Origin of the sequence: Sphingomonas panacis, from assembly GCF_001717955.1 — a bacterium.
Lineage (GTDB): Bacteria > Pseudomonadota > Alphaproteobacteria > Sphingomonadales > Sphingomonadaceae > Sphingomonas > Sphingomonas panacis.
Map to the genome: position 1 here is coordinate 52,361 of NZ_CP014169.1, position 16,831 is coordinate 69,191.

The 16,831-nt window shown below is 60.7% G+C and carries 13 protein-coding genes; 1 reads left to right on the forward strand and 12 read right to left on the reverse strand.

The genetic code is table 11. The annotated features are described in order from the left end of the window. Positions 1-799: 799 nt before the first annotated feature. From J0A91_RS23455 to J0A91_RS24975, 11 genes are all read right to left on the reverse strand, one after another. On the reverse strand, positions 800-2,959 hold the full coding sequence (locus tag J0A91_RS23455) for a helix-hairpin-helix domain-containing protein (RefSeq protein ID WP_069207643.1): 2,160 nt from the start codon (positions 2,957-2,959) through the stop codon (positions 800-802). Then, entirely contained in the window at positions 2,956-3,753 is a 798-nt protein-coding gene (locus J0A91_RS23460; protein ID WP_338057001.1) for a PP2C family serine/threonine-protein phosphatase, read from the reverse strand. The genes J0A91_RS23455 and J0A91_RS23460 overlap by 4 nt, the downstream gene beginning before the upstream one ends. After that, positions 3,710-4,387 carry a vWA domain-containing protein gene (locus J0A91_RS23465; RefSeq protein ID WP_069207645.1) on the reverse strand — a complete coding sequence of 226 codons (678 nt, stop codon included), beginning with the start codon at positions 4,385-4,387 and terminating at the stop codon, positions 3,710-3,712. The genes J0A91_RS23460 and J0A91_RS23465 overlap by 44 nt, the downstream gene beginning before the upstream one ends. Positions 4,388-4,543: 156 nt before the next feature. Beyond that, positions 4,544-6,373 carry an ATP-binding protein gene (locus J0A91_RS23470; RefSeq protein ID WP_069207646.1) on the reverse strand — a complete coding sequence of 610 codons (1,830 nt, stop codon included), beginning with the start codon at positions 6,371-6,373 and terminating at the stop codon, positions 4,544-4,546. Then, the gene (locus J0A91_RS23475) at positions 6,366-7,556 is read right to left on the reverse strand and encodes a ferredoxin reductase domain-containing protein (protein WP_150127127.1); all 1,191 of its coding nucleotides are present in this window, start codon (positions 7,554-7,556) and stop codon (positions 6,366-6,368) included. The genes J0A91_RS23470 and J0A91_RS23475 overlap by 8 nt, the downstream gene beginning before the upstream one ends. Positions 7,557-7,613: 57 nt before the next feature. Continuing rightward, positions 7,614-10,274 (reverse strand): AAA family ATPase, encoded by a 2,661-nt coding sequence (locus J0A91_RS23480; RefSeq protein ID WP_069207648.1) that lies wholly within the window; start codon positions 10,272-10,274, stop codon positions 7,614-7,616. Then, on the reverse strand, positions 10,271-11,380 hold the full coding sequence (locus J0A91_RS23485) for a metallophosphoesterase family protein (protein WP_069207649.1): 1,110 nt from the start codon (positions 11,378-11,380) through the stop codon (positions 10,271-10,273). Before J0A91_RS23485 ends, J0A91_RS23480 begins: the two co-directional genes overlap by 4 nt. A gap of 22 nt (positions 11,381-11,402) precedes the next feature. Then, entirely contained in the window at positions 11,403-12,260 is an 858-nt protein-coding gene (locus J0A91_RS23490) for a nucleotidyl transferase AbiEii/AbiGii toxin family protein (RefSeq protein ID WP_069207650.1), read from the reverse strand. Beyond that, the gene (locus tag J0A91_RS23495; protein ID WP_069207651.1) at positions 12,257-13,360 is read right to left on the reverse strand and encodes a type IV toxin-antitoxin system AbiEi family antitoxin; all 1,104 of its coding nucleotides are present in this window, start codon (positions 13,358-13,360) and stop codon (positions 12,257-12,259) included. The genes J0A91_RS23490 and J0A91_RS23495 overlap by 4 nt, the downstream gene beginning before the upstream one ends. 81 nt (positions 13,361-13,441) lie before the next feature. Continuing rightward, positions 13,442-13,999 carry a hypothetical protein gene (locus J0A91_RS23500; RefSeq protein WP_069207652.1) on the reverse strand — a complete coding sequence of 186 codons (558 nt, stop codon included), beginning with the start codon at positions 13,997-13,999 and terminating at the stop codon, positions 13,442-13,444. A 98-nt stretch (positions 14,000-14,097) separates the two neighbouring features. Next, on the reverse strand, positions 14,098-14,373 hold the full coding sequence (locus J0A91_RS24975) for a hypothetical protein (RefSeq protein WP_069207653.1): 276 nt from the start codon (positions 14,371-14,373) through the stop codon (positions 14,098-14,100). 52 nt (positions 14,374-14,425) lie between these two features. Between J0A91_RS24975 and J0A91_RS24980 the strand changes: the two genes are divergently transcribed. After that, a complete protein-coding gene (locus J0A91_RS24980; protein ID WP_069207654.1) occupies positions 14,426-14,791 on the forward strand; it encodes a hypothetical protein in 366 nt (121 codons plus the stop codon). Positions 14,792-15,096: 305 nt separating this feature from the next. Here the strand turns inward: J0A91_RS24980 and J0A91_RS23510 are convergent, their stop codons facing one another. Further along, positions 15,097-16,692: a putative bifunctional diguanylate cyclase/phosphodiesterase gene (locus J0A91_RS23510; RefSeq protein ID WP_069207655.1), complete on the reverse strand. Its 1,596-nt coding sequence runs from the start codon at positions 16,690-16,692 to the stop codon at positions 15,097-15,099. Positions 16,693-16,831: the final 139 nt, after the last annotated feature.

Genomic DNA, 16,831 nt, shown 5'->3' on the forward strand with positions numbered 1-16,831 from the left:
GCGGTCAGCATGGACGATAAGCCGTTCGGGCAGCTTGGCCAGCAGATGCTCAGCCGCGCGGCCAGACGACAGTATGGAAGGTTTCGCCAGAGAGCGCGTCGGGCTGAAATATCGCCATCTCCTCCGAGATCCAGTCGCCCGAGCGTAACGCGTTCCGTAATAAAAACACATCACGTCTCAAGCAGAGGGGCAGCGAATGAATGGATCGACACAATCCGCCAGAAACATCGCTTCGACGTGCCACCCGTGCCGAGACGGCTTTTCTAGATGGCGATCGCAATCCGCGAGCTTTGCATTCATGCTCGATCGCCTCGCACAACGCTGCGACACTTGGTTTCTGGCGGGTCCGATAGAAATCATCGATGACTTCCTCGATTAGCCCGTCGACAGGTTGGGACAGATTGGATCGACCGGGCTTAGCGCCCGGTCGTTCTGGCATGGGAGCACTGGCACGGGATTGGAGCGGTACCGCGCCAGGAGCAGGCAAATTTGTGAGCGGCCCAGTTGCAGATCCCGCATCGCTGAGCGCAAATCGCCTTCACGGACGCGCTTAAGGCCCGCCAATCGCCGAATTACCGGCTCACGTTCCGCAGCCTTACTCCACGCTGCATCTCCGGCGCGGAGCGAACTCGATTTGGAATGCTTCATTGCGACCTCCTTTGCTGGATGAGTCGCCATGAACATTGGCCGCTTATTTGAGATCAGAATCCAGTGGACTTGGGTGTTCTGTCCGGTGATTCAGGTACAATGACAAAGGAAAACCCATCCGATGAATTCGGCAAACTGACATCGGCGCTCATCAGTTTCGCGTCCCGCGACATGTCGGGTAACGGGTGCAACCCCAGAACTGCTTACCGGCGCGTTGGCCTTTCCGAGCGGTCCGGCGCTGCATCGAAGATCCGCATTGCGGGCAGCTCGGCGCAGATGCGCTTCCTACTGGTGCGGAGCGAGGCGAAGCACCGGGCGATTGCACCGGTGAGGGAGCCTGCCGGGTCTGGATCGTGAATGGCACAGCAGTCGGCACAGTCATTCCAAGCACCTTGAGATCGTGTGCTGCCTGCGCGCGCTTCGCGAGCGCATCCATCAGAGCCGGATCGCCGTTCCGCGCGCGGATTGCGACCTGCTGAGGACCTGTCTGCAGCGCCGTCAGGGCCGAGCGTATCTTAGTCTGCAGATTAGCTCGTTTCGTGGCCCAGTTGGCGCGCACGGCATTCTCAGCCTGAACATCGGAGGCGTCTGGAGTCGAGTTGTAGGTAAACCTGTCTTCATGTGCTTTGCGCCAGGTAAGCAGCTTCGCCGTCATCGCCTCACCAAAGCCGGGCACGGCGCGGACGGCGTTTGACTTGATGTCGGCGGCGGTCTCGATCCCATAGGACGCAAGGGTCGCCGTCTTGGCTGGGCCGATACCGGCGATGCGGGCACGGCGGATCAGGAAGCGATCAAGATACTCCTCCCGCTTGCGCGATTCGCGCGATGCCTTCAGCTTCTGGATATTCTGAGCAAGGTCGCGATCGAGATCGCGGTACGATCGAATCCATGCTTCGACGTCGGCCTTGACCGTGACGAGTTCGCTTAGGCCGAGCCGATCAACGAACCCCTGCTGAAGTGAGCGAACCCGGTTGTCTGCGTCGCTATAGGCCGCCTTGAACGGTGCCTGCTCGACCGAACCGCCGAAGAACCTGATGAGGCCGAAGATGCCGATGCCAATCCACACGATCGCGAAATTGGCGGCCGCCAGAAAGCCGCCGATGGCAGCAATCATCGCCGCGGCCCCCAAGGCCCGATGGCCCATGCGGGCGCGATTGGCCGCGGCTACCGCTTCACTCGCGGCGGAAATCTGACCCGACCATGTTGGAAGCAACATGGTTGGATCAGGCAGTTTGATCGCCGCGAACTGCGCCGCGATGCGTTCTATGTCGAACGGCCCGCCGGGTGCGATCTGAGGGGCGGGCCCAAGCAGGTCAGGGAACATGTCGACCCCGGACTGGCCGGCGACACGGCACCAGAGGCAGGATGACGCCGCTGACGGATAATAGTGGGTCCGAACCTTTCCGCAGTGGCTCAACGCCTGCTCAAGTTCCTTCATCAGCGTCGCCCAAGTGACCGCGCTCGGCCGCGCCGCCGGATTTCGGCCGAAAGCCGCTTCGAAGGCGGCGGCAATCTGCGGCGGGAAGTCCTTGAGGCTCACCGACCCGGGCGGCGGTGTGGTACGCGTCTCGGACACGCGGACCTGCGAAAAGGCGAAGCGATGCTGTGCGATCGCGTTGCTCATCGAAAGGTCACCGCCGGCGAAGCGGCCCGCATAAGGATGTTTTCCCATTGCCAGCAGGTGAAAGATCGCCACTGCGAGGCCGAAATTGTCGTGCACTTCGGTGCGGCGGACTGTCGATAGATCGGCGCCGTGTAGTTCGGGCGGCGTGAAGTCAGGCACCCCGACAACGCAAGGGAACAGCTTGCCGTCTTTGGAATATTGGAAGCTGTCCGCATCGATGAGCGACACTGTCGCTTTGTTCGATACGAGAACACCAGAATGGTTGAAGTCGCCGATGACGCAGCCGCTTTGATGGACTTTCACCACTGCGTTGGACACATTGAGCGCTGCGCGCACCAGGAAGCGGTAGTCAGCCTCCGGGAAATGGGCCTTGCGAGATTTGGGGCCGTAGAGTTCGTGGATCGGCCGGTAGCCTGATACGAGGCGCATCAGGAAACCGAGGAAGCCCCCTCGGCCGTCTGTCGCGATGGCAGCGGGGAACGCCACCAACTTTGTGGTGTCGGCAAGGTCGGCAAGGACCATCGCGCGAACCTTGGGTTCGCGTTTGGCGCGCAGCTCATCCTTGTAGATTTTAACGGCGCTGTCAGGCTTGTTCTCGACAGCGAAGACCTCACCCTCGCCCCCCTTGCCGATGCGTTTTCCGAGCGCGAATGGCCGGCCATCGATCTTAATCGGCGGGTGGGTCACCCCCGCGATACCAGTACCAGCGTCTTGTCATCGTCGGTACGGTCGCAAATTGCCGGGCCGTCGAGATAGCGGCCCAGAGCTGCCGAAAGGGCGGCCAGTCGCCCGCGCTGCGTTGCCTGATCGATGGGCTTGATCATCGGATCGAAGAAGCGTGCGTGCGGCTCCCGGTTGGCATGGTGCAACGCGATGCTCTCTATTCCGTCAGAAAAAGCAGCGAAGGCATCATAGTCGCCGGCAGCTCTGCGAATGATCAGGAGGCGCGGTTCGGGATCGTCGGTCACGAAATAAGTAGTGGACGCAAACTCGCCATTCTCGGGCCAGCAGATAGCCTCCCACCGCCCTGCCTTGCGCGCGACCAGCGCGCTATCGCCGATCTGCAGCGCGAGCAGCTCCTCGCCGCGGACGACAAGGGCAATCAGCGTCGACGCGAACTGACGCTTTGTGAGCTCACGCTTCCCAGCGACCAAAGCGAGCCGGTCCCTGATAGAATCGAGCCACTCGTGGATCTGATCATCGGACGGCAGGCCGCCTTGGAGCGCGATCCAATCGCAGATGACAGTCGACAGCATACGGCAGACAAGGGAGGCGCCCTCGCCGCCGTGGCTCGAGCTACCCGCTCCGTCCGAGACAATCGCGCACAGCGTATCACGCCCTGGAATCTTGACGGTGTAAGCGTCTTGCTTCCGGGTTCCGGCCTTAAGGTGCGACGTTCCGATCCTCGAGGCCGCGGCCCATCGCCACTTCCCTGGATCAGCCGGCAACGGCCCAACCGTCCGGTGCCGTGGGGTTGGCAAGCGGCACGGCGTCGCCAGGATTGGACTGCGAGACAGCGCTCAGCGAGCTCGAGAGCCACTGAAACAGTTCCCGGAAGGCAAGGCCACGAAGTTTGAGCGGGGCACGCGTGGCAATCTGGGAGAGCACCGACATGTCTGCGCCCTCTACGCCTGCCGAATAGAACATAAATTCCTTGCGCTCTTCGCCTGCATGGACGCGGCGCTTAGCCTCCTGCCAGTCGTCCGTGGGGGCGCCGTCGGTGATGAGGAATATCCAAGGGCGGTAATATTTGATCCCATTCGCACGGTACCGGTCTTTCCGTTCCCGAAGAAGATCGAGGGCCGACACAACGGCCTCCCCAAGAGGCGTGACGCCGTTTGCCTCAAAGGCCTCAGGATACCAGCCGTCGACGGTGGTGAAGTCAGTTCGGGTCTGGACCGGGCCAAATGTGATGATCGCCAGCTCGACGCGCTTTGCCGCCATGGCGTCGCCAATCAGCTCTTCCTTGAACTCAATGAGAGCCTGATTCAGTTGATCGATCGGCGCGCCGCGCATCGAGGAGGAGGTATCGATCAGGAGGACACATGGGCAGCGTTGCTCCGGGTTCTCGGCAAACTCCGCATCCGCAAATGGCTGCTGTTCAAAATCGTCCACGAATCAGTTTCCCCCGGCCAATAGTTGTTTTCGGTTTAGCCCCCGCGGCGCAATTGGCCCAGTCCGATGGCGAGCGATGGTCACCTTTCCAAGTCGCGGAACGGCTCGGCCGCCCTAACGGAAGGCTAGGCCAGCCGACTGGCGGCGCGCTGAATATCATGAGGCAGCAAGCATCTTGCCCCTCCAACGCTCGATGACGTCGTCGAAATTAACCTCGCGCCATCCGGCATTCCACTCCTGAAGATAATTGACGCTTCGCGAATGCGGCTCAGGCACCGGCAAGGCGAACCGTCCGACGGTCGGCATCAATGGCGCATCCCCAACTGTGAGAAACTCGCCTTGACCAAGGTTGGGAAGGAGGTCGCCAATCCCAGCAGACAGGTCGGGAAGCAGCGATTTGATGTAGCTTTGGTCAACTGAGTTAGTGAGCCGTAGCGCAATGAAGTTGCTGCATTGCGAGAAGATTGTCTCGGAGACCTCCGACGGTCTCTGGCTAACCACCATCAGCGTCACCCCATATTTTCGACCCTCTTTGGCGATCCGCTCGATTGATTTCCTAGAAGAGTCATATTGAGCTCCGCCGGATCGAGGCACATAATTATGCGCTTCCTCGCAAACGATCATGATCGGGACGTCGCTGACTTGGCCGCCGACGTGTCGGCTCTTCGAATAATGGAATCCAAAGTCGAAGATCATTCTGGAAATGAGACTCACAACGATACTCAGAACCTCGAACGGGATACCGCTGAGGTCTACGATGGAGACGTTCGATTTCGTCAGGTAGCCGGTGAACTGGCGCACCACATCGGCAAAGTCACCGGTCGATAAGGGGCTGCCATCGGCCTTCTGCGGATAGAAGAGGAAGCGAAGGCGGGGATCTGCGAGACGGGTACGGAGCCGGAGGATGAGCCTATCGAACTCTCCGTGGAAAGGACCATTCGACGCCTTTGTGGCAGCTGCAGTGGAAGAGACCACGAAGCTCTGCGCTCCATCAAAATAATACGCATCTCTGTCCGCGACGAGCGTTCCGTCTGCCAGCTTCGGCTTTCCTTCATCGGGCAACTTGCCGACGACCTCTGAGTTCATGTTCTCCAGATAGGTTACTACCTCGTCGACGGAAAAATAAACCGGGCTATCGAACGATACGTTTGAAAGTCCAGGGTTATGCCGACACTTGTTCCGCACGACGGCATGGCGGAATTGCGAAACCTGGTTATGCGAGTTGAGTTCGTTGCTCTCGATGAACATTTCCTCCAGCTCCTGGGCGTTCATCAGCCAATAGGGCAGTCGGAGACTGTCCACGTCGAGCAGGTTGAGTGTGAAACTCTCCTCATCGGCAAGCCGAAACGCTGCAGCATACTCGGCGTGGATATCGAATATCACGATATGCGCGTTCTTTTGCGCGGCTTTATGGCTGTTCGCCTTGGACTCGATCCCGACCACCGTCTGAAGGATTTTGGCTACGGCGCATGACTTGCCGGATCCAGTCGAACCAACGACGGCGACATGCTTGCTGAAAAACCGGTCGCCATCGATGTCGAACCGGACTTCAGGGGCGATGCTGAGCGTACCCAGCGGAAATGGAGATTTGATCTGGTCCGAAAAGATGCTGCTCAATACCTCTGGAGGAGTAACATAGGCAAATTCGGTCGGCACCGGCAATGAATGTGAGCCGCGCGTGAATTCGCTCTCGTCAGACAAGGTCCCGATGGGTTGCGTGTCGACCTGAAATCGGAAGGCGACTGCCTCGACTTCTCCGCCGCCATCGGCATCACCAGAGCCGTGGGAGCGCTCGGTGTGAGACGCGCGGACCGCCGTGATCGTGCTCAGCAGGTGGAGACTGTTCCCTGAGGCGATGAGGAGATATTGTCCTACGCCTAGCTTCGACTTGTGTTTTTCAAACTCCTCCGCCCCGCTGATTTCAATCCGAATAAGGGAGGGCGAGCTATCGGTGACGCAGCCGATTGGGGCTCCAAGCTCAAGCATAGTCGTTCCTTAACTGAAGCGCGTATTCCAGGTCGGAGAGGCGCTCGATCTCGAATCTGTGAACGTTGACGTCCGGATGGTCCCAGTCGTCGTCGGCGATGTTCACGAGGAACAGGTCGTCAGGTCGCTTCTGGCCTATTTCTGTCACGACCGCGCGCTTAGCTAACCTTACCCTGAACTCGAGTTCGTCTGGGCTTTTCCGCCGCATCGGCTTTCGGAAAAGTTCAGTGGGCCGAAACTCTGTGCCGCCGACCAAGCCGTTCGCACATCGGAGGCCGACATCGTGCAATCTCGCCTGCAGTGCGCCAACGTCATATTCTCCAGTGATCGCGAAAAGCGGCGGGTTGGCGTGCAGATATTTGAAGCTGTAACGCTCGCTGAACTTCTTGATAAATCTGACTATTTCTCCGTCGAAATTAGCGATCATCGTCGGATCGATAACAAAGTGCCGCCCTCGCGAATTCTGGCTGAGCGAGAATTTTAGATCTTTGCGCAGTCGCTGGAAAATCTTGGCGCGGGTCGCAAGCTCGCGGGTCCAGCGCGTGAAGGTGACCTGCCGCACATCATGCAGCGCCGTGATGAAAGCCGATGGTTCAACCGTGCGCTCCGCCGATGTTGACCGGGTAGCTAAGTCCACGATGCGCTGGAAGGCGTTCGGATATACGATCGCATCGACGTCTTCGGGCGAGAAGCCCTTTGCGTTCAGCGACGCTAGGACCGTGTCCTGAAGTGCCTCGCAGGTAGGCCCAAATTCGATCGAAAACCGGCTCAGAAACAGGTTCAGATTCGCTCCTGGCGCGACGCGCGCCACTATCGCCTTTAGCGGCACGGAATTGGTGGCGAGTACTGTCTGCAGCTCGGCGTGCGTTAATGATTGCGACCCGGACGAACCAGGAAAATAGCAAAAGAGTCTGTAATGAACCTTAGGAGGGGCGCTATGATTCGAGAAGTGCTCGAGCATCAGCAGGATTGGCTTGTAGACCTTACCTAGTGTGAACTTCTCAACCTGCTCGTGATATTTGCATTGGACGGCGGTAGTCAGGTCGCGTGTCGTGACGTCAATGTCCTCGATCGCTCCTTCGATCGTTATCGTAGCGCCGTCAGTAGCTGACAGAATCTCCGAAAGGTACCGGAGAAACTGATAAACGTAACCCTTGATTGAATATTCGGCAGTCCGCGCCACAGCATTCATCCCCCTAAGTTGAGGGTGGGCCGCTGGTCCCAACCGGTCAAGGAGTGTTCAGGCCGCAGGCGCATTGACGCGGTCTTTCAGATTGGCGGAAAGGCTGAGCCGGTTAGCCTCCACATGGCGGAATGTCCGATCGCGGCAGGTCAGCAGAATGACCTGCATCCGCTCGGCCGCTTCGCTCAGAATTTCGACCATCAAGTCGAGCCGCGCATCATCGGCATAGACGAGCGGATCGTCCAGGATCAGCGAGACCGGCCGGCCCTGGTCCAGAAGCATGTCTGCAAACGCGATCCGCGTCAGTACCGCCAGCTGTTCCTGTGTGCCGCGCGATAAATCGCCGCACCCTTCGCTTAGCCCGCCACGCACGACAGCCTCAAGGGTCAGGTCCTCTGAAAAGCTAAGGTCGCAGCCCGGCAACAGACGCTCGATGTGCCGTTTCGCCCGTTTTGCAACAGGTCCAACGAACTTGGCTGACGTCTCATCGCGTGCTTCGTCGAGCGTGTCGCGCAGCAGCTTGAGCGTGTCGGCTTCCTCAGAGATCCGCTGCAGTGCTGCGCGCGCCGCCTCCGCCTCTTCGCGAGCACCAGCCTCCCGATCGGCGAGGCCTTTGCCTCCTTCACTTTCGATGGTCCCTTCCAGTCGCGCGACGTCCATCTCGAGTTTGATCCGCGCTTCTCCCGCCGCCTTCGTCCGCGCGTCGATCGTCTCGATTTTTTGCGTAATCGCCGCCGGGTCGTGCGCGGTAGCGTCGCGCGAAGCCTCCTCAAGCTTCACAGCCGCCACGGCAGTCTGCTCGCGGGCACGAGCGACATCGGCGGCAAGGGTTGGAAATTCGGGGCGGGTCTCAATCGTCTCAATCTGGGTCGTTGCGTTGGCGAGAGTGCTGGCGGTGCCGGCTTCCGCGCTGGCCAGCGGCGCGTCCTCCTGTTCGATACGGCGAAGGGCATCGACAGCGCTTTCCTGAGCACCTACCGCGCGTGCAAGCGCAGTATCGGCTGCTTCAAGATTTATGGTGAGGAGCGCGATATCCGGCAGTTCAGCTGGGTCCGTATCCGCATCATCGTTCAATTCCACGATGAAAAGCTTGAGCGCCTCAGGCCCGGCAGCGAGTCCGATGCTGTCATCGGCCGGCGTCACTCCGGCGATGCGAGCGGCGATTGTGCGCAGCTCGCTTGCGGCATCCCGCGCAGCATCGTTTTGTGCGCGTGCCGCCGGCAGGCTGTTGAGGCCGAGCTCCGCAAGCGCGGACCTCTGCCGTTCCAGCGCAGAGGAGAGCGCTCCTTCGGCACTTGCGGCCCCTGCCGGTGGTGTGATGATAAGCTCGGCGCTGCCGAGCCGAACACGGGTTTCGCCCGTCAGGACTCGTTCGCCTAGCGCCATCGGCTCGCCTTCTATCGATATGCCAGTAGCATCGCCCGACAGGGCGATCCGCGTGGCGCCCGCTGCCTGCAGTGCGCGCGCTTCGGCAACAAGGCGCTCGTTTGCCTCAATCGTCTCCATGATCTTTGCGGGAATAAGCGTCGCGGCAAGGGCTTTGGCCTCGTCCTGAAGCCGTTCAAAGTCGACAAGTTCGGCGTGCCGCGTGCGGGCCGCAGCAACAGCACTCTTGCGACGCGATGCGCGCAGAACCTCCTCACCCGTAGTCAGAGCGCTCCAAGCTTCCTGCCGCGCGGTTCGCGCAGCCGCCAGGGCGGTACGTGCATCGACAAGTCGTTGCTGCGCCGTGGCTAAGCCGTCACGGACGTCGGCGCGGCGCGCTCGCGCTTGCGCGACTGCGAGTTCGGCGCTGTCGCGCTCTTCGACTGCCTTGCGATGACGGTCGACGAGATCTTGCAGGCCGCGCATCTTGGCGGTGACGGCTTCATGCTCGGCCCGGCGCGTCGCGAGGATTTGCGCGGCTGCGCGCGCGGTCTCAAGGGAGGCGGAAAGATCCTTGCGCGTCTGGGCATCGGTGTCGTCGGCGATCTCACGGTGAAGAACCTTCAACCTGGCACGCGCGGTTTCGAGGTCGGAGAATGTCATTTCCAGTCCGGCCAGACGTTCAGCGGCGTCGCGCGCGGCCGCGTCGGCCATTTCGACACGCTCTCGCGCCTCGTTCTGTCGTCCCCGTTTTTGCCCCGTCGGAGACCAGTAACGCCCGAACTGCTCGTCGATTCTGGCGCGCACGCGCGTGTAGGCGGGGCCACCCATGATCGAGCCGACCTCTGCTTCAAGCGTCGAGCGGACCGTGTCACGGACGATTTGCCCTGGCGCGGTGACTGTGAGCGCCTCGGCCTGTGCCACCCAGAGGAGCCCCAGAGCACCATAGGTCCCGGCGTCGCCCCTCTGGCTGGTGTCGCGAACCGACCCCAGAAGTGCGTGGAGACGCGCTTCGGCCTCTTCGCCCTGAGCCTTGCCCTGGGGTCCGGTGACTTCGATCGAGGCGCCCCGCAGGAAGCGCTTGGTCACAGTCCACGGTGCACCATCGGCATCGAATGAGACTCGGATTTCTGGACCGACGGCTTCTCCGTAAGGGGCGAACGACTGGGCAAGCTGGTTCTTCGTACTGTGGCGCACAAAAAATGCGGCGCGCAGCGCCTCAAGCACTGTCGACTTACCGGTCTCGTTGGGTTCGATGACGATGTTCAGACCGTCGGTCAGGCCTTCGATCGCCATCGGCTCCCGAAACTTGCGAAAGCCGTCGACGGCGATCCGACGCAGGTACAGGCTCATGCCCTGTCCTCTCGGCTATATTCCACGAACAGGCGTTCCAACGCCCGCTTCGCGACCGATACGTCTGGACCACCAGTTTCCACCAAGGCGGAGAGCTTCGCAGCCGCTACACCGAGCATGCCCTCTACCGAGAGGCTTGCCAGGTCATCTTCGCTGGGGCGGCCGACGAGGTCGGCGGATCGAACGTCGAGATAACGGACGCGGTGTCCGACGTCGTTTTCCAGTCTTCCAAGCATCCCGACCCGGTCGGTGAGGCTGGTGATTCCTGCCAGGGACAGCTCGAGGAGCGTCGACGGTGGATCGATAGATGCCAACAATTGGCTGCACTCGGCATCGAAGCCGGCCTGATCGTTCACCATCCAGGTCCGCCTGATCCACTGGAAACGTCCCGTGCGGATTTGGGTAACGAACGGTTCGCGACCCTCCTGAACGTCAACGAGCAGCACATGGCCGGGATCATCACGCTGGAAACGATCGGTTTCGGGGGTGCCGGCGTACCAGGTGTGCGCATCGATATTGAGTGTCCCGTGCCAGTCGCCGAGCGCAAGATAATCAAGGGAAGAGCGACGGGCCCGGTCGGGAGCGATCTGGTTTTTGGTTTCGCCCTGTGTCCCGAAGTCGCGGATCGATCCGTGGGCAAGGCCGATGCGGATGCGAGCGCCTGATGTATCCATGCTGTCGAAGCGCTCGGTGGGATCGTCGAGATTATGGCGATGCGTGAGCGGTGCCGGCAGCAGCCAGACGTCCGGCTCGATCTCGTGAGGCTGCGCCTCTGACAAGACGGTAATGCCGGCGCCCGCTCGTTGACGCACGCGGTCCCAGAGGCCGCCATTGCGTGCAAAGTCGTGATTGCCCGGCAGGAGCCACCACCGGCATGCATGACGTTCCATCCGGGAGATCGCTTGAACAATCGTGCGGTCTTCCGGTCCTTCCGTGTCGAACACATCGCCGGCGACGAGGACGTGATCCGCGCCATGGAGAGCCGCTTCCTTACCAATCGCATCGATGACATCGAAGCGTGCTTCAGAAAGAGCTGCGCGCACCTCCGGGTCGAACCGCCCATAGGGTTTCCCGAGTTGCCAGTCCGCTGTGTGAATGAGCTTCATCGTTGCCCCGCAGATCGGTGTGTCATCGCAGTCCCATCGCACGAGCCCAGGCATCGACCTGACCAAAGGCATCCTGTTGCCACTCGTCCGGCGTTCGGCCGTCAAGGATATCGGAGTCCTCGACGAAGTTGCGCACGCATGTCGGGCCGTAGCCGTCCGGGTCTTCGAACTTGGCGACGACATGCGCGAAGCCGTCTCTACCGCTCTGATGATCGAGCAACGGGCGGCAATCTTCGGCGAGCGCGTCGATTCCGCCGGGATAATTCCGGATCGAGTAATAGACGTCGTAGGCGTCTTTCTGCTTGTAGCGCCCGTCGAGCGCGAAGCCTTTCATGGCGAGAAGCGCCGGAATCGAGGCGACGGCGATCATCACCTTGTTGGTCCCGCCCTTGGGCATGTCGCCTTCGATCGCGACGAGCTCGTGGAAATGGATGGCAAGTTCCGCGCCGGATGCGCGCTGGGTCGCGAACTCGGTGGTGATCGGCGGCCGGTTCTTTTCCAGAACGGCGTCGTAGGGTCGCAGGAAATCAACGATTACATCAATCGGCGGCCCGTCATCCTTCGGCTGCACCGTCCGGACCATCTGGAAATATTTGAGCGTGTCGCGTGGGGCGTAGCCCTGACCGTGGAGGGCATCGACAAGGGCGACATACTCCTCGCAGGCGACCAGAGCCTGCGCGTCGAGACTGAGATCGATGTCGAGGGTGCCGACGTGGCGCATCTCGCTGTCCTCGAGCAGCAGCCATGGAACGGCGCCACCGATAACCGCGAACTTGCCGCGAAAGCTGCCCAATGTCTGGCCGATCTCGACGAGCACCGATCGTACCGCCGCGCTGGTGCGATCGTCGTAATCGGTTTCCGATTGCGGCTCGTCGGTCATGAGGGCCACCTGAGAAGCTTGCCTTTCAGATGTTCGGCCCCTTCGGCGCCACGCTCGCCGCTTGCCGCGAGATCGAGGTAGGTCTGGACCGGACTGGTCGCGATGACCCCCGGCGCGACCGCTCGCGCGTCATCAAGCACGCCATCCTCATCGGGGACGCGCACGACGATGTTCGCACCTTTCGCCGGCGCGCTCAGACTGAGGATCGTCTGCAAGGCGCCGAGACCCTTGTCATCGGCGTAGAAATAGCTGGTGCTCTGGCGGACGAAGGGCGCGTACCAATCAGCGGCGCTGAACGAGGCGAGTACCACCCTTCCCTCCTCAGGCGCGAGATCGCGCAGACGCTCGGACAGGGCTTTGCCGTGGAGGTGGGTATAGAGGCGTACCTCCTCCCCTCTGGGCTTTTCATAGTTGCGTACCCATTCGTCCAGCAAACCGGAAGGATCGATAAGGCGCAGCCCCTGTTCGGTTTGATCGGCCCAATCGCGGTCGCGCAGTGCCGCTCCGATCGTGCTGACCAGCCCCAGGCTGACCTTGGCTTCTTCGGCTAGTTCGGTCACGCGCCAGGCCCGTTGAGGGTCGTTCAGCAGCACGCGCAGGATGCGGGCTGACTTGGGCTTGAACAGGGTGCGAAGGGAACGTCGCTCGGGATCCGGCTTTCCTTCGACCTGACGTTCGATGAAGATGGAGTCGAAGACGATGCGAGCGTTACCCTGGAAATCGAGATAGGCGATGCCCTCGTCGCGGCATGCGGCCTGCGCCTGTTCGGATAGATAGGGTGCGATGAACATCGGCACGCCCTCCTGGCCGGTTTGATCCAGATAGCGTTTGAGCTGGTAGGCCGCTTGATGCGCGATCCGGGGCTGCCCGTTAGTTTTGACCTCGACCACGAGCCTGACCGGGCGGCCGGCGAACTCCGTTTCCGCAACGATGTCGACACCGCGATCGGATTCGCCTGGCTCGCCGCATACCGTCATCTGGCCAAGGGCAAATTGGGGGATCGATCCAAGGAAGGCCTTCAGCGCTTCTGCTGCGCGTCGCTCGGTAACTGTTGGGTCTTTCACCGAGCCGTTGAAATCACAATTCTGCTGAAATGGCAATATATTTCACTAGAAGTCTCGTTTCAACGAGTCGGTGAAATCCTTGGGATGATGAAAACAGTGCCGCAGAGTTCACCTCTGTCAAGCTCGCTGAGACCCGAGCGCGCACGCGGCCGCTTCGGTGATGGTGTAGACTGCCTCGCGCTGCGCCCCACGATTATGATGGTCCACCCGGTAGCCCTGATAGTGCCGTCGAACCAGACCCGCGCGCACGAGATCGGATACGGCGCGACTGACATTGCACCGCCCGGAGCGTCGCACGCGCGTCCGCACCTCATGATCGATCATACGAGCGGCTTCCTCTGCGTCGTCTGGCAGAGCGTTTTGTTCCGCGAGCGACGCCGTGACCTCGTCAACGATAATCAAGCGACGTGCATCGCGTTTGGCCATTGGTACCAGAGAGTCGCAGAGCCAATCGCGAAGGGGGATCCTGCTCTGGTCGTCGGCGATGACATAGGGACCGGCTGACCCGCTGTTGCCACCAGCGGCTTTGGCGATCAGGTTGAGGACCATGAAGGTGTAGCGCGGCCGTGGCGAAAAGTCAGCGATACGCTCGATCAGCGCCGGTAAGTTCAGGCTCTCGGAAGCGATATTCTGCTCCGCGCCCATCGCATCGAAGAGGTCGGCTTGGTGGAACATAATGGGAATCTTAGCACCGCCTTCGAGGAAGTGAATCCCGTTCGTGCGCTGTCGAGTAGTTTTTTCACCTGTGACACTTCACGGGCGGGGAAAGCGCCCTAGTCCGCCCGACCCTCGGGCAGCAGCCATCCCGCGCGACCGGGTGTTTCGCGGCGCGGAAAGCGATGGCTGCGTAGTAACGCGAGACTATAGAATTCCCCGATCTCAATTTCATGGTCCGATCCGGACCTCTCGTCCTGTACTGGCCAGCGCAGGACACGCCGCTGGCCCAGCTCCAGTTTGACACAATCGCGCGCTGGCGTGGTTTCATCGATGCAGAGTCGCTCAATCCGCTTGTGCTGGACATCGTAATACTCGCGTTCGAGCGCGCTCAAACAATATTATCTGGCTTGGATCGACTTCGATCTGATCAAGGCAGGCGAACTGGTGGCGCTCATTGCCCTCGAGCTGGCGCTCAACGATCGGTACGGAAGGCAGATACCAGGCAAGCCAAGACATAGGCTCAAGGCTGGTGAAGCGCCCGGGCTCGCCAATGCGCTGCCACAACGATCTCTCGCGGCACTGATCGAATATATAGTCGATAGCGATGGTCTTACCGACGCGGACATACCGATGATCGTGCAATGCGGTGGAACGGCCGTAGGTCAGCTAATCGGAAATACGAAGTCGACACTGGCGGTTCGGCGCAATGCGCTGGCGCATGGTAATCCCTTTGATGGGCTTCCGACCAGCGGCCTTGTCGAGCTGGTCCGCGACCTCATCGAGTTCGTCTATCGCGGTCATATCCAGTAAGCGGAGCTCTAGCCGGAGATTGTCAGCAATGACACTTTACCAGATACCCCTAGGTAAAGTGTCACAAGTGGCAGCTAACGGAAACTGAGCACGGCGGGCCTAGAGTCATGCCGTAGGCCCGAGGCACTGGCGCGACTGTTGCTTCGCCGCCTCCGCAATTCACTACCGCAGAATAGATCGGGTGTCCGCGATCGGAAACCGCGGTCATGCGCGTCGGTATTCGCATCAATACCGAAGACCCGCCTGCCATCAGTGGCACCGCCGTTATCGTGCAGCCATTCTTGCGGGGCGCGTATCCGACATCGTCAATCCCTACCCCATTGATGATTGGCGCTGCGGATTGGCGCCGTGCCGAAAAAGGCCAGCGTCTCGCCTGCTGAGACCGGTCCGCTCAGTAAGGCGCCTTGGCCCTGCTCGCACCCAGTGCCGAGAAGCGAGCGCTCTTGCGTGCCGAAGTCGATGCCATCGGCTGCTACTGTAACACCAAGGCCATGGCCGAGACCGATCATGGCGTTGACGATCACCGCGCTTTCACGCTCATCACCCATGGCGTCGATCAGGCTGCGATCAATCTTGATTTTGTCGAGCTTAAAATTGCGTAGATGGTAAAGGCTCGAATAGCCCGTCCCGAAATTGTCGAGCGCGATCCGCACGCCCGCACCACGCAAGGCGCCCAAGGTGACTCGGGCTGCTTCGAGATCTGCGACGAGCGCGCTTTCGGTTATCTCCACCTCGAGCCGTTCGGCAGCAAGGCCCGTCTCGTGCAGGACGCGCACGACGCGGGCCGCGAGCAGCTCATCACGTAATTGAAGGGGAAAGATATCGATCGACAGCCGCACGTGCACGGGCCACTGCACGGCGGCTAGGCAGGCACGGCGCAGAAGAGACTCCGCCAGTTCGTGTATCAGTCCCGCGTTTTCGGCAATCGCAATGAAGCGCTCGGGAGGAATGTCGCCCTGTTCGGGATGATGCCAGCGGGGGAGTGCTTCGAAGCCGACAATGCTGTGGTCGCGCAAATCGAAGGACGGCTGGAAGACCGTCTCGATCGATCCGCTCTCCATTGCATCACGCAGTGCCTGTTCCATCTGGACGCGCTCGTGGATGCGGTAGTCCATCTGCTCTTCGAAAAACCGCATCGCCGAGCGGCGTTCGGCCTTGGCTCGGTAGAGCGCAACATCGGCTTTACGCAGCGCTTCGATCGGTGTCGTCGCATCGGCAGGAAGCAGTGCGATGCCGATACCGGCGCCGATATGGTGGCGTCCATCGCCGCCAGTGATCGGCTCCTTGAGCGCCTCGATCACTCTGAGCGCGACATTGCTCGCCGCTTCAGGCCCAGCAAGGTGATGGGCTAAAATCGCGAACTCATCGCCTCCGAAGCGCGCGATCATGTCGCCGTCGCGCATCACGCCGCGCAGCCGTTGGCCGACCACAACCAGCACCTCATCGCCCGCGCCATGGCCATGAACGTCGTTGACCTGCTTGAAACCGTTGAGATCCAGCAGATAGAGGGCATGGGCGCCGCCGGCGCGCGGTGGCGCGGCCAAGGCTGCGACGAGCGCATCGTCGAACTGGCGCCGGTTGGGCAAGCCAGTCAGAACGTCTTGATAGGCAAGCGTGCGGGCATGTGCTTCGGCCGCCATTCTCCGTTTCACTTCGCGCTTCTGCTCAGCATATCGGCGCCAGCCAAAAATCAACAGACCGATCGCGAGCAAAGCGCCGAGGATCGCCATCTCGTCAAGTTCGATCACCGCGCCTCGGGGTGTGAGCTGGCCCTCCTGCATGAAGATGTCGACATCGAACGCAATATAGGCACCGGAGGCAAGTACCGCGGTGAGCAGCGAAAGATCGCCAATGGTGACGCGATGGCGAATGACGAAGCTCCTGAGCCGGTGCCAGTTCATGGTCAATTCCCGACAGTCACGCTGCGCACGACAGAAATCTTCCTTGCGGCTGCGTAATGTCTTTCAGATTGCACGCTAATCTCTTGGTAAGGCCCAAGGGTTAACAAGTCCCGGTTCGCCCGCGTCGAGTTCGCTTCTT